This window comes from Streptomyces albiaxialis, assembly GCF_039530985.1.
Taxonomy (GTDB): domain Bacteria; phylum Actinomycetota; class Actinomycetes; order Streptomycetales; family Streptomycetaceae; genus Streptomyces; species Streptomyces albiaxialis.
In genome coordinates, this window is the sequence record NZ_BAAAPE010000022.1 from 204022 (window position 1) to 225780 (window position 21759).

Sequence of the window (21759 nt, forward strand, 5' to 3'; positions counted from 1 at the left end):
CGTGCTACGGGGCCCGGCCGGAATCGGTGACGCCCAGGTCCGCGCGCATGACGCGGCGCATCGTCCACAGGGCGTCCCACAGCTCGTCGAAGCGCCGCCGGACGGCGGCCGGGTCCTCGCCCTGCTCGGCGGTGCCCGCGTCGAGGCGCATCAACAGGCCGTACAGCGCCCCGAGATGGCGGTTGGCGGTGCTGGCCGCGTCCGCGACGGGATCGGGCAGCACCATCTGGGCCTCGGCGTGCCGCAGGCGGTGGTCGCGGCGCGCCCGGTCCAGCTCGGCCCGCAGCTCGTCGCTCATCGCGTCCCGCTCCAGGGCGTGCAGGACCTGCGTCATCACGTTGGCCAGGTCGCGGGTGCCCGCGCTGAGCGCGGCACAGCACGTGCGCCGCGCCTCCAGCCGGGCCTGCCGCGTGGCGTGCTCGCGCTCGTCCCGCTGGAGTTGTCTCGCGTGCTCCAGCTCGCGGACCCGGGCGCGGTCGGCGCCGCGCTGGGTGATCACGGCGGCGGCGAGGGTGCCGCCGATGCCCAGGACCGCGATCACGATCTGGCCGACCGCGCTGCTCACACTGCCCCCCGGCTCCGGCTCGATCCGTTCGTTCGGCTCGACGGGGGAGCGTACCGGCAGCCGCGCGCTCGTGGCCGCCGCGTTCTCGCGGTACTTTCCGCGCATCCGGGCAACGGATCCGGGGGACACGCGTCCCTGACAGTGAACCGGCACGATCCGACGTGAGCAGGAGGATGCGATGACGACGCAGCAGTTCACCGGCGCGGAGGAGAGCGGGCCCGGCGGCGCGGCGTTGCCGGGCCCCAGGACGGGCGGCGGGACGGAGGCGCCCGCGGCGCCGGAGTCGGGGACGACGACGGTGAGCGGCGGGGCGCGCGGCGCGGGCCAGCCCGCGGCCTCCCGGGGCCGGACGACGATCGCGGACGTGGTCGTCGTCAAGATCGCGGGGATGGCGGCGCGGGAGATCCCCGGGGTGCACGACATGGGCGGCGGCTTCTCGCGCACGATCAGCGCCGTCCGCGATCGCGTGCCCGGCGGCCGGCCGAACGTGGGGCGCGGGGTGAAGGTCGAGGTCGGCGAGCGTCAGACGGCCGTCGACCTGGACCTGGTCCTGGAGTACGGCGTCCCGGTCATGGACGTCGCCGGTGCCGTACGGGAGAACGTGATCGCGGCGGTCGAGCGCATCACGGGCCTGGAGGTCGTCGAGGTCAACGTCGCGGTCAACGACGTGCATCTCCCCGAGGAGGACGAGGCGGGCACGGACCCCCGCGTGGAGTGAGGCCCGCCGGTGCGTGACGCCCGTCGGCGCGTGACGCCCGTCAGGGGAGGTCGTGGTCCGGGGGCAGGTGCGGGTTGTCGTCCTGGAGCCAGGACTTCTCCACGGACTGGGAGTGCGGGTGCGGGATGTCCGGCTGGTGGTCGCCCACGGGCGGCCACAGGGGGCGCTGCTCGTCCGGGAGGGCCTGCAGCGCCTCGCTGACGCTGGGGTAGACCGGCAGTATCCCGTCGCTCCCGGTCAGCGCCAGCAGCCCGGCCATGTGGCGGCCCACGCAGGCGAGGAGGAGCTGGCCCTCACGGCGGCGGAGCAGCCAGCGCAGCGCCAGGAGGCAGTTGAGGCCCCGGGAGTCGCAGAAGACCAGCGCGGTGACGTCCAGGATGAGATAGCGGTACCCGGCGACGACGACCGCGCCGATGCGGTCGAGGTAGAACTCCTCCGAGCCGTGGTCGAGTTCACCGCTCAGCCGCAGCACCGCGCACTCGTCCCTGACCGCGAGCGAGGTGATGGCCAGCCGGTCCGTGTCCCACGTGCTCAAGCCTCCTCCTCCGTCCCCCGGCCGGAGCCCCGGCTCAGTCCGTCGTCGTCACGCGATCCGGCGCACATCGGGCGCGCCCGCGCCTCCGGCCGAGTATCCCGCGACGGGGGCCGGAACCCCACGGTGCCCATCACATCACGGGACGACCACGGTGGCACCACACGGAACGCACAGTTCCGGTCGTAGTGATCGGGTGGGGGATCGGAGACCCGCGGGCACGCGTGTGTTGCGCCGCGCGCCCGGCCGGGCATCACCGGACACACAGGCCGTTCACCCGTCCCGCCACCGGGACCGCCCACGGACGGCCGCCGTCCGTCCACCGCACGCCGTCTCCAGGGGAGTGAGAACCATGCGCGCGGGCCACCACCAAAACCGCCGCCCCGTCCGACCGCGCCTCGCGCGGGGCGCCCGGGTCGAGTACACCCTCCCGGCCGACGCCTCCTCCGCGCGCTGGGCGCGGCGGCTGACCACCGAGTTCCTGCTCAGCGAGAGATCCCCGGCCCCGGCCGGCCACCGCGAGGACGAGGCCGAGCTGATCGTCTCGGAGCTGGTCACCAACGCCGTGCGGCACGGCCGGAGCCGCTGCCGCCTCCGGCTGACGAGCAGGCGCCGCGCCCTGACCATCGAGGTCGCCGACGACGGGCCCGGCCACCCCGTCCCGCGGCGGGCGGGGGCCGGACAGGAGGGCGGCCGGGGCCTGGTGCTCGTACGCCACCTCGCGCGGCGGCTGCGCACCACCCGCCACCCGCACGGCGGCAAGACGGTCCGGGCGGTCCTCGCCCTCGCCTGAGAACCGCCGCGTCCCCGCTCGGTAACACCCGTAACAGAGCTGTCCATACGGCCCATCCGCACGTGCCTCTCGCGCCGGAGGCCCGTTAACCGGCCGGGGGCGCCCGAGCGCGCCCCCTGACCGTGCAGGACGGACGCGAGGGAAGCGGGCGACAGGAGCGATGAGGACGATCACGCGGGTCGAGCACACGATGGAGCGGTGGGCCGCGACGGTCTGGTCGGCGGTCCGCCGGCCACGGAACCGCCCGATCGAGGTGGTGTCCGTGCTGCGCCGCGAGTGCGACCTCAACGCCCTGATCCTCGGCCGCGACCGCGTCCTGGTGCCGAACCACTTCACCATCGAGCTGCCGTACGCGAGCCACCGCAGGCTCGCCGAGCACGGCCCCGCGCTCGGCCCCGAACTGGCCGCGCAGGTACGGGGATACGCCGCGGAGCGGCGCTACAGCTTCACCGGGCCCGTCTCGGTGCACCTCTCGCCGCTGCCCGGCGACAGCGAGGTCCGCTACCGCGTCCGCAGCCGTATCGCGCCCGGCGAGCCCGAGCAGCCGTGCGGCGACGAGATGACGCGGCTCCTCCCCCTGCCGCCCGAGCCCTTCTGAGCCGCGCCACCCCTTGACGTGATACCCCTCCGGGGTATGAGATGCCCGCAGGCGCACGGCACTCGGGCCCGAGGGGGAGCGATGACGGAGCAGCACGGCGACGGCAGCGGCGACCGGTATCTCGCGCGCGAGGGCGCGCGGATCGCGTACGAGGTGACGGGAGAGCGCGCCGGGCCGCCGGTCGGGTACGCGCACGGGGTCATGCTCAGCAGGGCCGCCGTGCGCCGCCTCGATCTGCTGGACCTGGACGCGATGGCGGGCGGCCGACGGCTGCTCACGTACGACGCGCGCGGCCACGGGCGTTCGACGGGGCGGCCCGTCGCGGAGGACTACCGCTTCGGGACGTACGCGCGCGATCTGCTGGCGCTGCTCGACGCGGTGGGCTTCGACGAGCCCATGGACTTCACCGGCTCCTCGCTCGGCGCGGACACGGCACTGCGCGCCGCGCTCCTCGCGCCCGGGCGCTTCCGGCGCCTCGTGCTGATGATTCCGCCCGTGGCCTGGGAGACCGGCGAGGGGCCGCACGCCCGGGACTGGTACACGGCGGCGGCCGACACCATCGAGGCGCACGGCGCCGAGCGGTGGCGGGAGGGCTGGGCGAAGGAGGCGGACACCGAGCTGATGCCGCTCTTCGACGGCTATCCGCAGTTCGACATGACGCCCGACGTCTCCGACGAGCTGCTGCCGTACGCGCTCCGCGGCGTCGGCGCCTCGGACCTGCCCTCGCCCGAGGAGATCGCGACGGTCCGGCACCCCACGCTGGTCCTCGCCTGGGACGCCGACCCGCTGCACCCCGTGTCCACGGCCGAGCGGCTGCACGCGCTGCTGCCGGAGTCGGAGCTGCACGTGTCCGGCTCGGTCGAGGACGTCCAGGGCTGGACGCGGCGCATCGCGGAGTTCCTGGAGCGCTGATCCGCCCGGAGGTTGGCCGGGAAGGACCATGACGGCACGTGGTCATGAATGCGTCAATGAGTGGCCGAAACGCCCCCTGGAGAAGGGACCGACCACTCATGGCGAGCCACAGACCCGCCGCCTCCGTGCCGTCCGCGCTGCTGGCCGTCCTGTGCCTGCTGGCGCTGGCGCTGACGGTCTCCGGCCCCGCCCAGGCCCGGACGGAGCCCGCCGCCGGACCCGCGGCCGGGGCCGCCGCCGGGACCGCCCCCGGACCCGCCGCCCCCGAACCCGTCGTCGGCGGGCCGGTGTTCAACGACCCCGCCGCGCTCTCCGGCGGCACGGGCCCCAGTCCGCGGCAGGCCGCCGTCATGGACCAGCTCATCGGGCTGGCCGAACGCGTCCCGGCCGGGGGCGAGATCGAGCTGGTGATGTTCGAGTTCGAGGAGGGCGCCCGGTCGACGGCCGTGCTCGACACGCTCCTCGCCGCGCACCGCAGGGGCGTGCACGTGAAGGTGATCCTCGACGCGTCCAGCGGCGACGTGCTCGCCAAGCTCAAGAAGGCCTTCGACACGGGCTCGGACCGCGCGTCCTGGGCCGTCGCCTGCCCGGCGGGGCGCGGCTGCATCGCGCGCAACTACCTGCACACCAAGTTCGCCCTGTTCTCCTCGGTCGTCACGGGCGGCCAGGAGCACCGGAACGTGGTCTTCCAGACCTCGTCCAACCTGAAGGACTGGTACCTCTACAACTCGTACAACGACGCGTTCACCTTCGCCGACGCGCGCGTGTACGCGGACTACCGGAAGTACTTCGGGGACCTGCGCGCCATGAAGCAGGATCCGGACTACTTCTGGACCGGCCCGACGGGCTCGGCGTACCGGGCGATGTTCTATCCGCGTGAGCAGACCGACGCCAAGGACCCGATCGCGAACGTGCTGAAACTCGTCAAGTGCGCCTACGAGGACGAGGACGGCGTGACGCGGCAGACGGACGTGCGGATCGCGCTGACCGCGTTCACGAAGCACCGCGCGGCCACGGCACGGCAGTTGCGCGCGCTGCGCGACCAGGGCTGCTGGATCGACATCGTCCACCCGGGCCCCGCGGGCGGCACCGCGATCGAGCCGGAGATCATGAAGCTGCTCAACCCGGCGGGCCGCGAGCCCATCCAGCTCACCCCCTGCCGCTACGACCCGGGCAACGGGCAGAGAATCAGCACCCACACCAAGGTGATGATGATCGACGGCTCCTACAACGGCGACCTCACGCCCCGCGTCTACACGGGCAGCGCCAACTTCACGCACCTGGAGAACGCCGACGACTCCGCCGTCCGGATCACGGGCCGCGCGGTCCACGACGCCTACCGGTCGTGGTTCTGGAAGACCCGGGACGCGTGCAGGGCGGGGGCCGGGGGCTAGAAGCCCCTGGCCGACCCGCCCCTGGCAGACCCCCGTTGGACGGCCCACCCACGAACGTGTCGCCACGTCCCCCGTGACGCCGGGTGGGCCGTCAGTCATGACGGTAGACCGCGCCCCGCCCCCCGCCCAATGTGCACGGTGCTCAATTTCCGGGGCGGGTTGTGCACGCTGCTCAGTCGGCGCTCAGCCGGTCCGTACGCGGGCGATGCGGAGGGCGTGGACGATGTCGTGGGTGCCGGTGCCGAGGGTCAGCAGGTCCAGCCCGAGCACGTTCTCGGCGGCGCGCAGGTGGGCGCGGACGGTGTTGCGGCTGATGCCCATGCGCTGGGCGGCCCGCTGCGCGTCGGTGTTGGCCTCGATCCAGACCTGGAGGGTGCGCACATGACGGTCCTGGAGCGGGTGCAGCAGCGTCTCGGACCAGGCCGCGGCCCGCTCCGTGCGCAGCAGATGGTCCAGGGTGACGGGCCGGGACCGCACCTCCACCGGGCGCGCGGCCCCCGAGCTGTCGAGGGAGAGCGCCAGATGGACGTCGGCCCGTGCCCGTACCTCGGTGAGGTCGCGGCCCAGGGCCCGCTCGGCGCGCCGGAGATGCGCGGTGACGGTGTTGCGGCTCAGGTCGAGCAGGCGCGCGACGGCCGTACGGGGCATGGTCATGGCCAGCCGCGTCACATCCGCGCTGGTCTCCGGGGCCTCCTGGAGGGGCGCGAGGAGCGTGCGGGCCCAGTCGAGCGCGGGCTGGCGCGGCAGGACGCCTTCGAGCGGGCTCCGGCCGTGGTAATAGGCGATACGGTCCGGCGCCGCGCGGGCGGCGGCGAGCGCGTGCGTGGCCTGGCTGTACGCGGCGGCCGTCGCGGCGAGGGGGTGGGACCCGCTGACGCCGAGCGCGTAGCCGGAATTGTCGCGCACGAGGCGGCGCAGCATGGCGCCGCGCCCGTAGGCGCCCTTGCCGCCGTCCTCGTGCTCGTCCTCCGCCACGAGACAGATCAGATGGTCCTTGAAGACCGGGCACTGCACCAGCAGGTCGGGGCCGTGGTAGCCGGAGGCGTCCTGCTCGGCGCGGACGATCCTGTCGCGGTCGTCCACCGGGCAGTGCAGCAGGTGCAGCCGCACCCGGGGGGCCTCCAGCAGCGGCGGGACGACGCCGGTCGTCATCCGCCGGGCCAGCAGCACGTCCCCGGCCAGCAGGGCCTGGAGCACGGCGATCCGCATCTGCCGCGCCGAGCGCTGGTAGTTGCGCCAGCTCCGGTCGCTGTCCCCCGCACGGCGCAGCAGGGTCAGGACGGCGGCGGTGTGGGAGAGCAGCGCGGCCTGTTCCGGGGCCGGTTCGCCGGGGAAGGCGGCCACCAGCACCGGGCGCGGCTCGTGCGGCCCGAGCGCCGCGGCGCGCACGTGCAGCTCGCCGTCCCGGGTCGCGGCCGCGGCGAGCTGCCCGGTGGACAGCCGTACGAGCAGTCCGGACAGCGAGTCCGGGAGCCGGCGGGGAAAGCCCGGCGTGGCCGTCTCCACCCGGCCCACACCGTCCGCGGCGGCGACCGCGACCAGCGCGACCTGGGCACCGGTCCGCGCGTGCAGCCACTCCAGGATCCTGCGGACGTCGGGGTCCTGGGGCCGTGAGGCCTGGCGTCCCATCTCCCGCAGCAGCCCGTCCAGCTCCCCGCCCGACGACTGCGCCTCCATCTGCGCCTCGCTCACGGTTTCCTGCTCCTCGCGTCCGCCCCCGTCCAGTCGTACTACCCCGTACACCGGACAGACTGCCACTGCGCGCGTACCGCACAAGAGGGGGATCCCGTCAGCCGCCGCTCACGGCCGCCGCCCCACCCCCGTCAGGACCTCGCGCAGCCGTCCGCCGCCGGGGGCCCGGCGCGCGAGCGTCGGCGTCGGGCCCTCACGTACGTCCCGCAGCCCGCGCAGGAACGCGGCGACGGCCTCGTCCGCCGACCGCGAAGGGGTCCAGCCCAGCTCCTCGCGGGCCCGCGAGGAGTCCATGAGGGGCAGGTGGCGTACGGCGTCGAAGAGTTCGGGAGAGGCGGGCACCAGGTGGGCGTGCCAGGCGGCGGAGAGCGCGGCGCGGGCGGGCGCGAGCGGCAGCCGTACGACGCGGGCGCCGCCGACGGCCTCGGCGAGCGCCTCCGGGTCGAGGACGGGCTCGGCCGCGAGGTTGTACGCGCCGCGCGCCGTGCCGCTGGTGGCCGCGAGGCAGTAGGCGGCGCCCGCGTCCGCCGAGTGCAGCGCCTGGAAGCGCAGCCCCGGCAGATCGGGCACCACCGGCACCGCGCCGGGCCCGAGGAGCCGCCCCGGCACGAACGGACCGGCGAACAGCCTGCGCTGCTCGGCCGCCGCCTCCTCGGCGAAGAGGAAGGCGGGCCGCATCCGTACGACGCGGATCTCCGGGTGCCGCAGCTCGAAGGCGTCGAGGCAGCGTTCGAGGTACGCCTTCTCGCGGCAGTACTGCGCCTCGGGCCAGCCGTGCGTGGGCCAGGACTCGTCGACGGCGCGCCCGCGCTCGCGGGGGCCCGGGGAGTACGCGCCGACCGACGAGGCGTGCACCAGCGCGGGCACACGCGCCTCCGCCACGGCGCGGAACACCCGCAGGGTGCCCAGCACGTTGGTCCGCCAGGTGCGCAGCGGGCGGTGCGTCGGCTGGAAGATCCAGGCCAGGTGGATCACCGCGTCGGCGCCCTCGAACAGGCCGCGCAGCCCGGCGTCCTCGCTGGTGATGTCGGCGCTCACCCACGTCGTCTTCGCCGGTGTCCACGCGTCGGGCACCCGGCGCGCGACGGCGGCCACGGAGCCGACCCGCCCGTCCTCGGCCAGGGCCCGCAGGGTGCTCACGCCCGCGTTCCCGGTGGCACCGACGACGACCACACGCAGGCCCTTGCCCGATTCGGCACCGGTGCTCATCCCGCCTCCCCCACGTCGACGACGCCGGGCACGGCGCGGAGCGGACTGCCGCGTTCCTTGATGCCGGGGTGTTCCATCTCGCCGCCTCCTCGCGCGCGCCGGGTCCGGACGGGAGTCCGGGGTACCCGGTGGCGGGACGGGTAATCGGCGCCCGCCCCCGAGGAGGGGTACGAGGTGACGGGCGCCGATCACCCGGGTTCGGCGGCCCGGCTTCGGGCCGGGCTACGGCCTCAGAGGTCGAACTCGTGCGGCGGGAGGTCGAGGGTGTAGCAGGCCTCGCGGACGACGGCCTGCTCGTCCTTGTCGAAGTCGCCGTCGGCGCCGCCGATGACGATGCCGATCTGGACCACGGCGCGGGCCTCGGTCGGCTTCTTCTTGGCCTTGGCGACCTCCTGGAGGACGCTGACCTTGCCGAAGTCGAAGTCGGCGGTGAGCTTGTCGCAGTTCTCCTCGAAGCGGCGGCGCAGGTCGTCGGCGGGGAAGTTCTGCAGCACCTCGTTGTTCGCGATGAGCTGGGCGACCTTGCGGCGCTCCTCGGGGTCGATGCTGCCGTCGGCGGCGGCGACCAGGGCGCACATCGCCATGCTGGCGTCGCGGAACGCACCGCTCTTGAGGTCGTTCTTCTTCGCGGTGAGCTGGCTCTGCATCGTCGATGCGGATTCCTTGATGCGGTCCCACAGGGCCATGAGGACTCCGTACGGTGTCAGGGAGAAGACGGTTTGCTCTACAGGAGTGTAGAGCAATCACCGGGGAGCCATGCGTCCTGCCCGTCGGCCAGCGGAAGCCCCAGGGGCAGCGGCACGAAGCGGCACGAAGCGGCACGCGAACACCATCCCCGCGTCGCCGCCCTCGCCCCCGACCTCGTGGTGCCAGGCGTCCGGCGCGTCCGCGGGCGCCCGCAGCACGAAGAACGCGGTCCTGCGCGGCTCCCCGGTCTCCGGGTGCGGCCGGTCCTCGGCCCCGAGCGCGCGGAGCACGGTGACCGCCGTCAGCCCGGTCTCCTCCGCGACCTCGCGCAGCACGGCGTCCTCGTGCCGCTCCCCCGCCCGTACGCCCCCGGCGGGCACCTGCGTCCCGGCCTCCGGGATGCCGACGTGATCGAAGACCAGCAGCTCGGGGACGGGGCGGGGACGGACGACATAGGCGGCGACGCGCCGCCGGGGTGGAGGTGCCATCCGGTCATTCTCGACAGGCAAGCAACCACTTGCCTATAGTGGGGGCGTGGCCGACGCACTCTTCAAGGCCCTCGCCGACCCCACGCGCCGGAAGATCCTCGACGAGCTGGCGGAGCGGCAGGGACAGACCCTCTTCGAGATCTGCTCGCGCCTGAGCATGAAGCACCGGCTCGGGCTCAGCAGACAGGCCGTCTCCCAGCATCTGGCGGTGCTGGAGGCGGCCGGGCTGGTGGAGAGCCGGCGGGAGGGGCGCTACAAGTTCCACGACCTGAACACGGAGCCGCTGCGGCACATAGCCGAGCGGTGGATCAGGTCCGATCAGTCCGATCACCGGGAGACCCCATGAGAATCAACCTGACGAGCGTCCTCGTCGACGACCAGGCGAAGGCCCTGGCCTTCTACACCGACGTCCTCGGCTTCGTGAAGAAGGAGGACGTCCCCGTCGGCACCGACCGCTGGCTGACCGTGGTCTCCCCCGAGGACCCGGACGGCGTCGAGCTGGTGCTGGAGCCCTCCGGCCACCCGGCCGCGGGCCCGTTCAAGGAGGCGCTGGCCGCCGACGGCATCCCGTACACCTCGTTCGCGGTGGACGACGTGCGCGCCGAGCACAAGCGGCTCAGCGGCCTCGGCGTGCGCTTCACGCAGGAGCCGATGGACGCGGGCCCCGTCACCGTGGCCGTCTTCGACGACACCTGCGGCAATCTGATCCAGATCGCGCAGCAGCACGGCTGACCGGCCGCCCTATATTGACCGCGTGGCAGACAAGGTGACGTTGCAGCAGGTGGCGGCCCACGCGGGGGTGTCGCGCGCGACGGCCTCCCTCGTCGTACGGGGAGCGGGCCGTGTCTCGCAGGAGACCCGCGACCGGGTCTTCGCCTCGATGGCCGAGCTGGGGTACGTCTACGACCAGGTGGCCGCCTCGCTGCGCACCCGGCAGGCGAAGGTGGTCGGCATCGTCGTCACCAACATCGCCAACCCGTTCTTCTCCGAGCTGATCCTCGGGCTGGAGGCGGAGATAAGGAAGGCGGGGTTCCTGCCGCTTCTCGCCGTCACGCGGGACGACGTCGCGCAGCAGGAGGAGGCCGTCAGCGCGCTCCAGGAGCACCGGGTCGCCGGGCTCGGCATCGTGCCCGCGACGGGCACGGACCCCGGACTGATCGACGAGCTGCGCCGCGCCCGCGTCGGGCACGTCTTCATGACCCGCTATCTGGACGGCGCCGAGACGTCCTACGTGGGCCCCGATGATGTTCGCGGGGGCGAACTCGCGGGCGAGCACCTCTTCGGGCACGGCTGCCGCCGGGTCGCCTATCTGGGCGGCCCGGCGCGCATGGTCTCGCGCCGGGACCGGCTCACCGGGCTGCGCCGCGCGGCCCGTGCCGCCGGGCTCGACCCCGACGCCGCCGTCCTCAGCCTGCCCGGCGAGACGAGCGGCACCGGCGGCCTGGAGCTGGGGCGACGGCTGGCCGCCGAGCCGGAAGCGCTGCCCGACGGGGTGCTGTGCCACGGCGACAGCGTGGCCTTCGGCCTCTACCGCGCGCTCTACGACGCGGGGCTGGCGGACCGGCTGCGGGTGATCGGCTACGACGACGTGCCGGCGGCGGCACTGTGGGAGCCCCCGCTGACGAGCGTTTCCGTTCGCGGCCGGGAACTCGGCCGGGAGGCGGCACGGCTGCTGCTGGGCCGGATCGAGGACCCCTCGGCGCCGCCCGTCGTCCGGTGGCGCGCGCCGGAGCTGCGGGTGCGGCGCTCGTGCGGCTGCCACGGAGGGATCGATTCCGTCACGGAAGACGACTCTTGACAGCCACCCGGACCGCGTTCATTCTCTTGTGACCGTCTGAGATCGACCTCCCCCGGTGCACCGAGTGCACCAGGTATGCCCGTATGCCCCGAACGGGCTTGGTAGATCGATCTACCAACGAGCGATCCGCCCACCCGGTTCACCGAACCCCTGCTGCGAAGGAGCAGTTCCATGCGCCGTCGAGCCTTGGCCTCTGCCGCCGCGGCCGCCCTGCTGGCCCTGCCGCTGTCGGGCTGCGGCCTCAACGCCATGTCCGCGCCCTCGGAGTCGCTGACGATCTACGCCTCGCGGCCCGACGACATCGGCGGCGGCGTGCTCAAGGACTTCGAGAAGGCGCACCCCGAGTACGCCGGCAAGGTGCGGGTCCTGACCATCGGCGCCCAGGAGGTGCTGGAGCGGATCCGCGCCGAGTCGCGCAGCCCGCAGGCCGACGTGTGGTGGGGCGGCACGTCCCAGCAGTTCGACCAGGGGGTCGACGCGGGGCTGCTGGCCCGGCCGCCCCGCGACGTGGTCGAGCGCGTCCCGGCGAAGTACCGGGGCGAGAGGGACCTGTGGCTCGGCGAGATGAGAATGGCCCAGCTCTTCGTCTACAACGACAGGATGATGCGGGCCCGGGACGTCCCCCGCGACTGGGACGACCTGCTGGAGCCCGCGTACAGGAACAAGATCCTGATCCGGGACGTCGCCGCCTCCGGGACCATGCGCAGCGTCTGGACCGCGATGATCGACCGCGAGGCGAAGAAGAAGGGCGGGAGCGTCGGGGCCGGTTACGACTGGCTGAAGCGGCTCGACGCGAACACCAAGGAGTACACGGCGAGCCCCACCGATCTCTATCTGCGCCTCCAGCGCGAGGAGGCCCCGCTCTCCGTCTGGAACCTCCAGGACATCCTCGTCCAGCGTGCGAAGGGCATCGCCATGAAGCCCAGGGTGCCCGCCTCGGGCGCGCCGATGCTGCTGGACGGGGTCGGCAAGGTCAAGGGCGGGCCCAACGGCAAGGCCGCGGACGCCTTTCTGCGCTTCCTGCTGCGCCAGGACACCCAGCGGCGGCTGGCCCAGGAGACCTACCAGCTCCCGACGGTCCCGCTGGAGAAGGAGCCCAAGTGGCTCGCCTCGCTCCACCTCAAGGAGATGCCCGTCGACTGGCGGCGGATCAGCCGCCACGAGACCAAGTGGATCACGCACTGGAGCGAGCACATCAAGGGCCGCGGGTGAACCGGGTGAGAGCGCGGCGGCTGAGAACGGAGTACACACGATGATCCCTGTACGACTCGACGACGTCAGCAAGACGTACGGCGGGAAGTCCCCCGTGGTCAGCATGGATCTGACCATTTCCGCCGGGGAGTTCTTCACCCTGCTCGGCCCGTCCGGCTGCGGGAAGTCCACGATGCTGCGCATCATCGCCGGGTTCGTGCGCCCCTCCACCGGACGCGTGCTCTTCGGCGACCGCGACGTGACGGCCGCTCCCCCGAACCGCCGGGACACCGGCATGGTCTTCCAGAACTACGCGCTCTTCCCGCACATGACGGTCGCGCAGAACGTCGCGTACGGCCTGAAGGTCCGCAAGGTCGCCAAGGACGAGGCGGCCCGCCGGATCGACAAGGCCCTCGCGCAGGTCGGCCTCGACGGCTACGGGAAGCGGCGGATCGACCAGCTCTCCGGCGGCCAGCAGCAGCGCGTGGCGCTCGCGCGGGCCGTGGTGATCTCGCCGTCCGTGCTGCTGCTGGACGAGCCGCTGTCCAACCTCGACGCCAAGCTGCGCGAGGAGACCCGCGCCCAGATCCGGCACGTGCAGGAGTCCGCCGGCATCACCGGCGTCTACGTCACCCACGACCAGGCCGAGGCCATGGCGATGAGCGACCGCGTGGCCGTCCTCGACGCGGGCCGCGTGCACCAGGTGGCCACGCCGCGCGAGGTCTACCACCGGCCCGCGACCACGTTCGTGGCCCGCTTCATCGGCGGCAGCAACGTGATACCCGTACGCGTCCTGGGCGTCGAGGCCGACGCGGTGACCGTCGAACTGCCGGGCGGCGCGCGGCTGCCGGTACCGCCGCGGCCCGACGCGGACCTCAGGGCCGGGGACGAGGCGGCGCTGTCCGTACGGCCCGAGTCGCTGCGTTTCGCTTCCGAGGGCGAGGAAGGACTCCTCCAGGGCGTCGTGCGCGACCGGGAGTTCAACGGCGCGACCGTCTCCTACCGGGTGCGGGTCTCCGAGGAGCTGACGCTCCAGGTCGCGGGCCCCGACCACGAAGCGGCGCCCGAGGCCGGCGAGAGCGTGACGCTGGACTGCCTGCGCGAGCGTGCCTGGCTGGTGACGCAGTGAGCCTCACCCTGCCCCGCCGCGGCGCCGCCGCGCGCTCCCGGTCCCTGTCCCCGTCGGGCGACCGCTTCGTCTACGTCCTCGCGCTGCCCGTCGTCCTCGTCCTGCTGCTGTTCGTGACGGTGCCGATGCTGCACACCGCCGTCTCCAGCGCGGGCGGCGACGGCCTCGCCGCCAACTACCGCGGCTTCCTGAGCGGTACGTCCGGCACGGCGCTGCTCCTGTCCGTCACCCTCTCGCTCGGCTCCGTCCTCACCTGCGGCGTGATCGGCACGCTGCTCGCGGTGCTGCTCAACCGCTTCGACTTCCCCGGGCGCCGGGTGCTGGAAGTCCTCGCGATGGTGCCGATGGCGCTGCCGCCGCTGATCGGCTCGGTCTCGTTCGTCCTGCTCTACAGCGAGACGGGCATCGTGCCGCGCGTGCTGCACTCGGCGTTCGGCGCCGACCCCGCGACGTTCTCGGTGGGCGGCGTGACGGGGGTGCTGCTGGTGCACACCTTCACGATGTACCCGTACTTCTACCTGTCCGTCTCGGCCGGGCTCGCCGGGCTCGACAACTCGCTGGAGTCGGCGGCGGCGAACCTCGGCGCGAGCCGCGCGCGGATCTGGCGCACCGTCGTACTGCCGATGCTGACGCCCGCGCTGGTCTCGGGCGCGCTGCTGACGTTCATGATCTCGATGGCGTCGTTCACCGCGCCGCAGCTCTACAACGTGCAGACGCTCACCATGCAGATCGTCTCCTCCCGCACCTCCGGCAACCAGGAGCTGGCCGCCGCGCAGGCCACCGCGCTCTCGGTCGTCTCCGTGCTCTTCCTCGTCGCGATGCGCTGGTACCAGTCGCGGCGCGTGCACCGCAGCCTCTCCAAGGGCGTGCAGCGCGACCGGACGCACGCCCGGGGCCCCGCGCGGTACGCGGCGCTCGCCGGCAGCGCCCTGCTGAGCCTCGTGCTGCTCGCCCCGGTGCTGGTGCTGGCGCTGCTGTCGTTCTCCGTGGACGGCTCGTGGACGACGCAGATCCTGCCCGGCGACTACTCGACGGACAACTACCGCACCATCTTCACCGACCCGGCGAGCCTGCTGCCGATCTCCGTCAGCGTCCAGATGAGCCTGCTGGCCACGCTGGCCGCCGTGCTGATCGGAGCCGCCGCCTCCTGGGTGCTGGCCCGCTGGCGCCGGGCCGGGCGGACGGTGCTCGACATCATGGTGATGCTGCCGTGGGCCCTGCCGGGCACGGTCATCGGCGTCAACCTGGTCACCGCCTTCGCCGAGCCGCAGGCCTCCAACCTCGGGCTCACGCTCGTCGGCACGCTGTGGATCCTGCCCGTCGCCTACTTCGTGCGGTACGTGCCGCTCGTGTTCCGCTCCACCAACGCCGCGCTGGACCAGATCGACCCCTCGCTGGAGGAGGCCGCGGGCAACCTGGGGGCCTCGCCGCTGCGGGTGCTGCGCACGGTGACGATGCCGCTGGTGATGCGGGGTGTGCTCGCGGGCGCGCTGCTGGCGTTCGTGGACGGGGTCGGCGAGTACGTGGCCTCCGTCGTGATCTACCCGGCGGGCTTCACGCCGATGTCCGTGGAGATCTACAACCGCATCTACTCCTCCCAGTTCGGCAGCGCGGCGGCCTACGGCACGCTCCAGGTCGTCCTGATCCTCGCCGTCCTCGCGCTGTCGAACCGCGTCCAGAGCGGCCGCCGGGGCCTTGAGGCGGCCCCGGCGAACTGAACCTCCGCTCCCCCTTCGGGGCGCGCACACCCTCTCGTAGAAAGAGCAAGGCACCATGTCACAGCGCTTCACGTCCGGCCGCGTTCCGGCGAGCGGCATCAAGGAGCTGTTCGCGACCGAGCACCGGTGGGCCCAGTGGCTCAGGGTCGAGGCCGCGTTGGCGCAGGCGCAGGCCGAGCAGGGCATGATCCCGGCCGAGGCGGCCGACGCCATCACCGCCGCGTGCCGCCCCGAGGCCCTGGACCTGGAGGAGGTCCGGCGCGAACGGGACCGCACCAGCCACCCGTTGATGCCGCTGATCGTCGAGCTGAGCCGCGTCGTGGGCGAGCCGCACGGCGGCTGGGTGCACTGGGGCGCGACCACGCAGAACATCACGCAGACCGGCGACGTCCTGGTGCTGCGCGAGGCCCACCACACGATCCTCACGCAGCTCGCCCGGCTGCTGGACGCGCTCGCCGCGCTCGCGGAGAAGGGCGCGGAGATGGTGATGGCGGGCCGTACGCACGGACAGCACGCGGTCCCCGTCACGTTCGGCTTCAAGGTGGCCGCGTGGATCGACGAGCTGGACCGGCACGTGACCCGGCTGCGCCAGCTCGAACCCCGGCTGTGCCAGGCGATCGTGGGCGGCGCGGCGGGCACGTTCGCGGCGCTGGGCGACGAGCCGGAGAAGCTCCAGGCGGACATCGCCCGGCGACTCGGCCTGCTGCCGATGGCCGTGCCGTCGCGCGCGACGGCCGACCACTTCGCGGAGTTCGTCTGCGCGCTGGGCCTCCTCGCGGGAACGGGCGGCAAGATCGCGCGCGAGGTCTACACGCTGATGAAGACCGAGTACCAGGAGGTCGAGGAGCCGGTGCCCGCCGGGACCATCGGCAGCTCCACCATGCCGCAGAAGCGCAATCCGCAGCTCTGCCAGGACGTCCTCGGGCTCACCGCGGAGATCCGCTCGCTGGTGCCGCTCGCGCTGGAGCACCTGCACAACGAGCACGAGGCCGACCACGCCCCCTCCGACCTGTTCGCCGCGCAGGAGCGGGCCTGCGTGCTGACCGGCGACGCGCTGGAGCGGCTGGTCGTCATCCTCTCCGGGCTGCGCGTCGCCCCGGAGAGGATGCGGGCCAACCTCGACCTGTCGGGCGGCATGATCTCGGCTGAGGCGATCATGCTGCGGCTCGGTACGCGCATCGGCCGCCAGCACGCGCACGACGTCGTCTACGAGGCCTCGCAGAAGGCCGCCACCGGCGGCGGCTCCTTCCCCGGGCTCCTCGCCGCCGACCCGCGCGTCACCGCGCACCTGTCGGCCGACGACATCACCACGCTGCTCGACCCCGCCACCCACACGGGCCGCTCGGCGTCCCTGGCCCGTACCGGGGCGCGGCGCGCCAGGGCGGCGGCGGCCGATCTGCGGGAGCGGCCGGCGTCCTGACAGCGATGAGTTCCGGCCCTCCTCCGGGTCTGTCCCTCAGGGGAGTCGACGGAGAACAGAACCCGACGGAGGGGCTCATGAGAACAGCGCTGTCCCAGGACGGCACGCCGATCGCGTACGAGCGGACCGGCGAGGGCCCGCCCCTCGTGCTGGTCAGCGGGGCGACCTGCACCCACGAGGCGGACATGCCGCTCGCCGCGGAGCTGGCCGGGGAACACACCGTCCATGTCTACGACCGCAGGGGCCGGGGCGGCAGCGGCGACACCGCGCCGTACGCGGTGGCCCGCGAGGTCGAGGACCTGGCGGCGGTGATCGACGCCGCGGGCGGCGAGGCTCAGGTCTTCGGCATCTCCTCCGGCGGCGCGCTGGCGCTGGAGGCCGCCGCGAGCGGAGTGCCGGTCAGCCGCGTCGCGGTGTACGAGGTGCCGTACTCCGACGACCCCGGGGTGCGCGCGGGCTCCGGCGCGTACTCCGCCGAGCTGAACAGGCTGCTGTCCGCCGGGGACCGGGCGGGCGCCGTCGGGCTGTTCCTGCGCAGGGTCGGCATGCCGGAGGAGGAACTCCCCGGGATGCGTCACGCACCGTTCTGGAAGGGCATGGAGACGCTGGCGCCGACCCTCGCCTACGACGACGCGGTGATCGGCGGCGGCGACCTGCCCGCGGCGCGGCTGGCGCGGATCGACCAGCCGGTGCTGGTGGTGTGCGGCGGCGCGGGCCCCGAGTGGTGGCGGGACACGGGCCGGAGCATCGCCGCGGCGGTGCGCCACGGGCGGTACGAGACGCTGGAGGGCCAGGAGCACCGGGTGGAACCGACGGCGCTGGCCCCGGTGCTGAGGGACTTCTTCGCCTGAGGCCGGGCGGCCGGAGCGCCGGGGACTACGACGGGCTCATTCTCCGTCGTCGAACCAGTCCTCACCGCAGTGCGCGCACACGCCGCCCCAGCTCGGCCTGCTCCACTGGTGCTCGGTGAAGAAGTACCGGTCCCTCTCCCCGCACCGCCGGCAGATCAGCACATAGTCGCAGAGGGAGGCGCTCTCCCAACTGAAGTAGTGCGGGCGCTCCGCCTCCGGCAGGTCGAAGACCGCGACCGGCTCCTTGTCGTGCCGCTCCACGGGCAGTTCGTAGCCGCAGCGGGCGCAGACGGCGATCTTCTCGCACGGGTGGTCCAGCGGCTTCTCGTCCCCGCGCCGGTACACATGGTCCGCGGTGAGCGAGCGGAGGCGGTGGCAGCCCACGCAGCGCCATTCCCGGCGGCACGGCTCGGTGGTCACGCCGGTCTCCTCGGGCCCGAACCCGCGGTACCGGTGGACGCCCACTCGGCACAGCATCCGGCGCCAGCCCACCCGTCCATGCTACGGGGCCCCGCCGCCCGGGCGCCTCCGGATGCGGGGCCGTCCGCGCGCGGCCAGCATGGTGGCCATGATCCGGTTCGAGCGGGTGACCAAGCGGTACGGCGACGGGACGACCGCCGTGGAGGAGCTGTCCCTCGACGTCGGGGAGGGGGAACTGGTCACGCTCGTCGGCCCCTCGGGCTGCGGCAAGACGACCACGCTGATGATGGTCAACCGCCTCATCGAGCCGACCTCCGGACGGATCCTGGTGAACGGCGAGGACATCGCCCGCACCGACCCCGTACGGCTGCGGCGCGGCATCGGCTACGTCATCCAGCAGGCCGGGCTCTTCCCGCACCGCACCGTCCTCGACAACACCGCGACCGTGCCCGCGCTGCTGGGCTGGAAGAGGTCCCGGGCCCGTGCGCACGCGGGTGATCTGCTGGAGATGGTCGGGCTCGACCCGAAGACGTACGGGCCGCGCTACCCGGCGCAGCTCTCCGGCGGGCAGCGGCAGCGGGTCGGGGTGGCGAGGGCGCTGGCGGCGGACCCGCCGGTGCTGCTGATGGACGAGCCGTTCGGCGCCGTCGACCCCGTGGTGCGCGAGCGGCTCCAGAGCGAGTTCCTCGCGCTCCAGGCCCGGGTGCGCAAGACGGTGCTGCTGGTCACCCACGACATCGAGGAAGCGGTGCGGATGGGCGACCGGATGGCGGTGTACGGGCAGGGGCGCATCGAGCAGTTCGACGCGCCCGCCGCCGTGCTGGGCGCCCCCGCGACCCCGTACGTGGCCCGGTTCGTCGGGGCCGACCGGGGCCTGAAGCGGCTGTCGGTCACGCCCGTCGAGGCGGGCGACCTGGAGCAGCCGCCGCTGGTGCGGGTCGCCGAGCCCGCGGGCCGCGCGGCGGCCCGGCTGCGGAGCGACGGGGCGCGGTGGGCGGTCGTCCTGGACGGCGACGGCGCGCTGCGCGGCTGGGTCGCGGCCACGGCCCTGGCGGAGGCCGACGAGGGGACCGGGGTCGGGGAGCTGACGCGCCGGATGGAGGCGTGGGTCCCGATGGGCGCGCCGCTGCGGCAGGCGTTCAGCGAGATGCTGCAGTACGACGCGGGGTGGGTCGCCGTCCTGGAGGGCGACACGTTCCGCGGCGTCCTGACGCCGGCGACCCTGCATGAGGCCTTGCGGCGCTCGATCGAGTCCGACGCGACCGGAAGGGACCGGGGAGCGGTCGAGGTGGACTCGGTGACGTCGGCCTGACCGCTGTCACAGCAGGTTCTTCGACTCCAGGTAGTCCCGCGCGACGTCCTCGGGGAGGCGGCGCCAACTGTCGACGCGCTCGTTCATCCGGGCCAGGTCGCCCGTGGTCAGGACCTTGTTGAGCTTGTTGAGGGCTTTGCGGACGCGGGGGTGCCCGGCGCGGGAGCGGTTGACGACGGGGACGAGCGCGTCGGCGTTCTGGAGCTTCCTGTCGTCCTTGAGCGTGACGAGCCCGAAGTCGTCGAGCGTGGCGTCGGTCGTGGTGGTCAGCACCATCTGGTCCTGGCCGTTCTGCACGGCCTTCTTCGCCGCCGTGGTGCCCACGCCCTTGGGGTCGATGCCGGTGACCTCGATGCCGTACGTCTTCTTCAGGCCCGGCTCGCAGTACGGCCGTTTCACGCACTCGTCGCCCGCTGCCAGCCGCACCGGCAGCTTCGCCCTGCCCAGGTCGCTGAGGGTCTTGAGGCGGTGCTCGCGGGCGTAGGAGCGGGCCACGGCGAAGGCGTTCTGGTCGACGGCGCGGCCGGGCGGCAGCACGGTGAGGCCGCGGGGCGTGGCGAGCGCGCGCAGGGCCTTCATGGTGGCGCCGAGGTCGGGCGAGCCGACGGTCTCCGCGTCGGGGCCGTGCTTCTTGGCGTTGAGCCAGTCGGCGAACGTCGCGGCGTACTCGGGGACGACGTCGATCTGCCCGTTCTCCAGCGCCGGTTCGTACAGCTCGCGGTTGGTGACGGTGAGCATCTTCGTCCCGTATCCGGCGTCGCGCAGCAGCAGCGCGTACATCTGGGCGAGCAGGTCGCTCTCGGTGAACCCGGCCGAGCCGATGGTCAGGTGGCGGCTGTCGCCCGGCTTTCCGGTGGGCGTGCCCTGGTTCTCCAGCGCGGGGCCACCGGTGCAGCCGCCGAGGGCCGCGCAGCAGAGCGCGAGGGCGAGCGCGAGGGTGGGCCGCCGGTTCACCGCGCGCCCCCGTCCGTCCGTACGGGCACGAGCCGCTCGACGAGCGCGAAGAGGCCCTCGACCAGCAGCGCGAACACCGCGACGAGCACCGCGCCCGCCACCACCTGCGGCGTCGATGCCAGGTCGAACCCGGCGGTGATGATGCGGCCGAGCCCGCCGCCCCCGGCGAGCGCCGCGAGCGTGGCGGTGGCGACGAGCTGGACGGCGGCGAGCCGTACGCCGCCCAGCACCATCGGCAGCGCGAGCGGCAGTTCGACGCGGAAGAGCATCTGACTCCCGGTCATGCCCATGCCCCGGGCGGCGCGCACCACGTCGCGGTCGACCTCGCGCATCCCGACGTACGCGTTGGTGAGCAGCGGCGGCACGGCGTACAGGACGAGGGCGACGACCGTGGGCCAGTCGCCGTGCCGCCCCAGCGGGCTGAGCAGCAGCAGGACCAGCACGGCGAAGGTGGGGACGGCGCGGCCGACGTTGGAGATGTTCACGGCCAGCGCGCCGCCCCTGCCGATGTGGCCGAGGACGAGCGCGACGGGCAGCGCGATCAGGCAGCTCAGCAGCAGGCAGAGCACCGTCAGCCACAGGTGTTCGACGAGCCGGTGCGCGACGCCGTTCTCGCCCGTCCAGTGGGCGCCGTCGGTCAGCCAGGTCCAGGCGTCGGCGACGGCGTTCATGCCCCGGCACCCCGCGCGGCCCGCGTCCAGGGCGTGAGCAGCCGCTGCACGCCGAGGAGCAGCAGGTCGGCGCAGACGGCGATGAGCACGCAGAGCGCGGAGGCGGTCAGCACCTGCGCCTTGAACTGGGTGTTCATGCCCTGGTAGATGAGGTTGCCGAGCCCTCCGTGGCCGACGATCGCGCCGACCGTGGCGAGCGAGACGGCGGAGACGGCGGCGATGCGCAGCCCCGCCATCGCGGCGGGCAGCGCGAGCGGCAACTCGACGGCGAGCAGCAGCCGCACGGGCCCGTACCCCATGCCGCGCGCGGCCTGCCGGATGTCCTCGGGCACGTCCCGCAGCCCGGCGAGGATGTTCCGGACGAGGACGGTGAGGGAGTAGAGCACGAGCCCGGCGATCACGAGCGAGGCCGACAGCCCGTAGAGCGGCAGCAGCAGCGAGAACATCGCGAGCGAGGGGATCGTGTAGAGGATGGTCGTCACGCTGAGGACGGGCCCCGCCGCCCAGCGCCAGCGCCGCGCGGCCACGGCCAGCGGCAGCGCGACGGCGAGCCCGAGCGCGACCGAGACGACCGTCAGCTCCAGGTGCTGGACGACCGCGTCCCACAGCACGGCGCTACGGGTCGTCAGGTAGTCGCCGCAGATCCACGCGTTCCGCGCGAGGCAGTCGTCGGGCGCGCGGGCGGCGATGAGGATCACCCCGCCATG

Annotated in this window: 23 protein-coding genes and 1 pseudogene; 14 read left to right on the forward strand and 10 right to left on the reverse strand. The window is 73.4% G+C overall.

Annotation, left to right across the window (positions count from 1 at the left end; genetic code table 11):
• Window positions 1-4: 4 nt before the first annotated feature.
• Entirely contained in the window at window positions 5-670 is a 666-nt protein-coding gene (locus ABD343_RS35870) for a hypothetical protein (RefSeq protein WP_344534358.1), read from the reverse strand.
• A 73-nt stretch (window positions 671-743) separates the two neighbouring features.
• Between ABD343_RS35870 and ABD343_RS35875 the strand changes: the two genes are divergently transcribed.
• Window positions 744-1283, forward strand: a complete 540-nt coding sequence (locus ABD343_RS35875) for an Asp23/Gls24 family envelope stress response protein (protein ID WP_344534360.1) — start codon at window positions 744-746, stop codon at window positions 1281-1283.
• Between the two features lie 40 nt (window positions 1284-1323).
• Here the strand turns inward: ABD343_RS35875 and ABD343_RS35880 are convergent, their stop codons facing one another.
• Window positions 1324-1818, reverse strand: a complete 495-nt coding sequence (locus ABD343_RS35880) for an STAS domain-containing protein (protein ID WP_344534362.1) — start codon at window positions 1816-1818, stop codon at window positions 1324-1326.
• A 349-nt stretch (window positions 1819-2167) separates the two neighbouring features.
• Between ABD343_RS35880 and ABD343_RS35885 the strand changes: the two genes are divergently transcribed.
• From ABD343_RS35885 to ABD343_RS35900, 4 genes are all read left to right on the forward strand, one after another.
• Complete coding sequence (locus ABD343_RS35885; RefSeq protein ID WP_344534364.1) at window positions 2168-2608, forward strand: ATP-binding protein; 441 nt, start codon at window positions 2168-2170, stop codon at window positions 2606-2608.
• Between the two features lie 160 nt (window positions 2609-2768).
• Entirely contained in the window at window positions 2769-3206 is a 438-nt protein-coding gene (locus tag ABD343_RS35890; protein WP_344534366.1) for a DUF3662 domain-containing protein, read from the forward strand.
• 81 nt (window positions 3207-3287) lie between these two features.
• Window positions 3288-4118: an alpha/beta fold hydrolase gene (locus ABD343_RS35895; protein ID WP_344534368.1), complete on the forward strand. Its 831-nt coding sequence runs from the start codon at window positions 3288-3290 to the stop codon at window positions 4116-4118.
• A 98-nt stretch (window positions 4119-4216) separates the two neighbouring features.
• A complete protein-coding gene (locus ABD343_RS35900; protein WP_344534369.1) occupies window positions 4217-5512 on the forward strand; it encodes a phospholipase D-like domain-containing protein in 1296 nt (431 codons plus the stop codon).
• Between the two features lie 183 nt (window positions 5513-5695).
• On the opposite strand, the gene ABD343_RS35905 is transcribed toward ABD343_RS35900, so the two are convergent.
• The 4 genes and pseudogenes from ABD343_RS35905 to ABD343_RS35920 form a co-directional block, all read right to left on the reverse strand.
• Window positions 5696-7204 (reverse strand): helix-turn-helix domain-containing protein, encoded by a 1509-nt coding sequence (locus tag ABD343_RS35905; protein ID WP_344534371.1) that lies wholly within the window; start codon window positions 7202-7204, stop codon window positions 5696-5698.
• Window positions 7205-7312: 108 nt separating this feature from the next.
• Window positions 7313-8413, reverse strand: a complete 1101-nt coding sequence (locus ABD343_RS35910; protein ID WP_344534373.1) for an NAD-dependent epimerase/dehydratase family protein — start codon at window positions 8411-8413, stop codon at window positions 7313-7315.
• Window positions 8414-8643: 230 nt separating this feature from the next.
• A complete protein-coding gene (locus ABD343_RS35915; RefSeq protein WP_344534375.1) occupies window positions 8644-9099 on the reverse strand; it encodes a tellurite resistance TerB family protein in 456 nt (151 codons plus the stop codon).
• Window positions 9100-9137: 38 nt separating this feature from the next.
• Window positions 9138-9588: pseudogene (locus tag ABD343_RS35920) on the reverse strand (NUDIX hydrolase).
• A 46-nt stretch (window positions 9589-9634) separates the two neighbouring features.
• On the opposite strand from ABD343_RS35920, the gene ABD343_RS35925 reads away from it, so the two are divergent.
• The 8 genes from ABD343_RS35925 (at window position 9635) to ABD343_RS35960 (ending at window position 17695) form a co-directional block, all read left to right on the forward strand.
• Window positions 9635-9934, forward strand: a complete 300-nt coding sequence (locus ABD343_RS35925; protein ID WP_344534377.1) for an ArsR/SmtB family transcription factor — start codon at window positions 9635-9637, stop codon at window positions 9932-9934.
• Window positions 9931-10320 (forward strand): VOC family protein, encoded by a 390-nt coding sequence (locus ABD343_RS35930; RefSeq protein ID WP_344534379.1) that lies wholly within the window; start codon window positions 9931-9933, stop codon window positions 10318-10320. Before ABD343_RS35925 ends, ABD343_RS35930 begins: the two co-directional genes overlap by 4 nt.
• Window positions 10321-10342: 22 nt before the next feature.
• Entirely contained in the window at window positions 10343-11386 is a 1044-nt protein-coding gene (locus ABD343_RS35935) for a LacI family DNA-binding transcriptional regulator (RefSeq protein ID WP_344534381.1), read from the forward strand.
• Between the two features lie 171 nt (window positions 11387-11557).
• Window positions 11558-12598 carry an extracellular solute-binding protein gene (locus ABD343_RS35940; RefSeq protein ID WP_344534383.1) on the forward strand — a complete coding sequence of 347 codons (1041 nt, stop codon included), beginning with the start codon at window positions 11558-11560 and terminating at the stop codon, window positions 12596-12598.
• Between the two features lie 40 nt (window positions 12599-12638).
• Window positions 12639-13706: an ABC transporter ATP-binding protein gene (locus ABD343_RS35945; RefSeq protein WP_344534385.1), complete on the forward strand. Its 1068-nt coding sequence runs from the start codon at window positions 12639-12641 to the stop codon at window positions 13704-13706.
• Window positions 13703-15424: an ABC transporter permease gene (locus tag ABD343_RS35950; RefSeq protein ID WP_344534387.1), complete on the forward strand. Its 1722-nt coding sequence runs from the start codon at window positions 13703-13705 to the stop codon at window positions 15422-15424. Before ABD343_RS35945 ends, ABD343_RS35950 begins: the two co-directional genes overlap by 4 nt.
• A gap of 55 nt (window positions 15425-15479) precedes the next feature.
• Window positions 15480-16844 carry a class-II fumarase/aspartase family protein gene (locus ABD343_RS35955; protein ID WP_344534389.1) on the forward strand — a complete coding sequence of 455 codons (1365 nt, stop codon included), beginning with the start codon at window positions 15480-15482 and terminating at the stop codon, window positions 16842-16844.
• 77 nt (window positions 16845-16921) lie between these two features.
• Window positions 16922-17695, forward strand: coding sequence for an alpha/beta fold hydrolase (locus ABD343_RS35960; RefSeq protein ID WP_344534391.1), 774 nt, complete (start codon window positions 16922-16924; stop codon window positions 17693-17695).
• A 36-nt stretch (window positions 17696-17731) separates the two neighbouring features.
• Here the strand turns inward: ABD343_RS35960 and ABD343_RS35965 are convergent, their stop codons facing one another.
• On the reverse strand, window positions 17732-18115 hold the full coding sequence (locus ABD343_RS35965; RefSeq protein ID WP_344534393.1) for a hypothetical protein: 384 nt from the start codon (window positions 18113-18115) through the stop codon (window positions 17732-17734).
• A gap of 148 nt (window positions 18116-18263) precedes the next feature.
• Between ABD343_RS35965 and ABD343_RS35970 the strand changes: the two genes are divergently transcribed.
• The gene (locus tag ABD343_RS35970; RefSeq protein WP_344534395.1) at window positions 18264-19427 is read left to right on the forward strand and encodes an ABC transporter ATP-binding protein; all 1164 of its coding nucleotides are present in this window, start codon (window positions 18264-18266) and stop codon (window positions 19425-19427) included.
• Between the two features lie 6 nt (window positions 19428-19433).
• Here ABD343_RS35970 and ABD343_RS35975 read toward each other — a convergent pair whose 3' ends face one another.
• The 3 genes from ABD343_RS35975 to ABD343_RS35985 are packed head-to-tail and all read right to left on the reverse strand — an operon-like array spanning window position 19434 to window position 21741.
• Entirely contained in the window at window positions 19434-20381 is a 948-nt protein-coding gene (locus ABD343_RS35975; RefSeq protein ID WP_344534397.1) for an ABC transporter substrate-binding protein, read from the reverse strand.
• On the reverse strand, window positions 20378-21052 hold the full coding sequence (locus tag ABD343_RS35980) for an ABC transporter permease (RefSeq protein WP_344534398.1): 675 nt from the start codon (window positions 21050-21052) through the stop codon (window positions 20378-20380). Before ABD343_RS35980 ends, ABD343_RS35975 begins: the two co-directional genes overlap by 4 nt.
• Window positions 21049-21741, reverse strand: a complete 693-nt coding sequence (locus tag ABD343_RS35985) for an ABC transporter permease (protein ID WP_344534501.1) — start codon at window positions 21739-21741, stop codon at window positions 21049-21051. The genes ABD343_RS35980 and ABD343_RS35985 overlap by 4 nt, the downstream gene beginning before the upstream one ends.
• Window positions 21742-21759 lie beyond the last annotated feature (18 nt).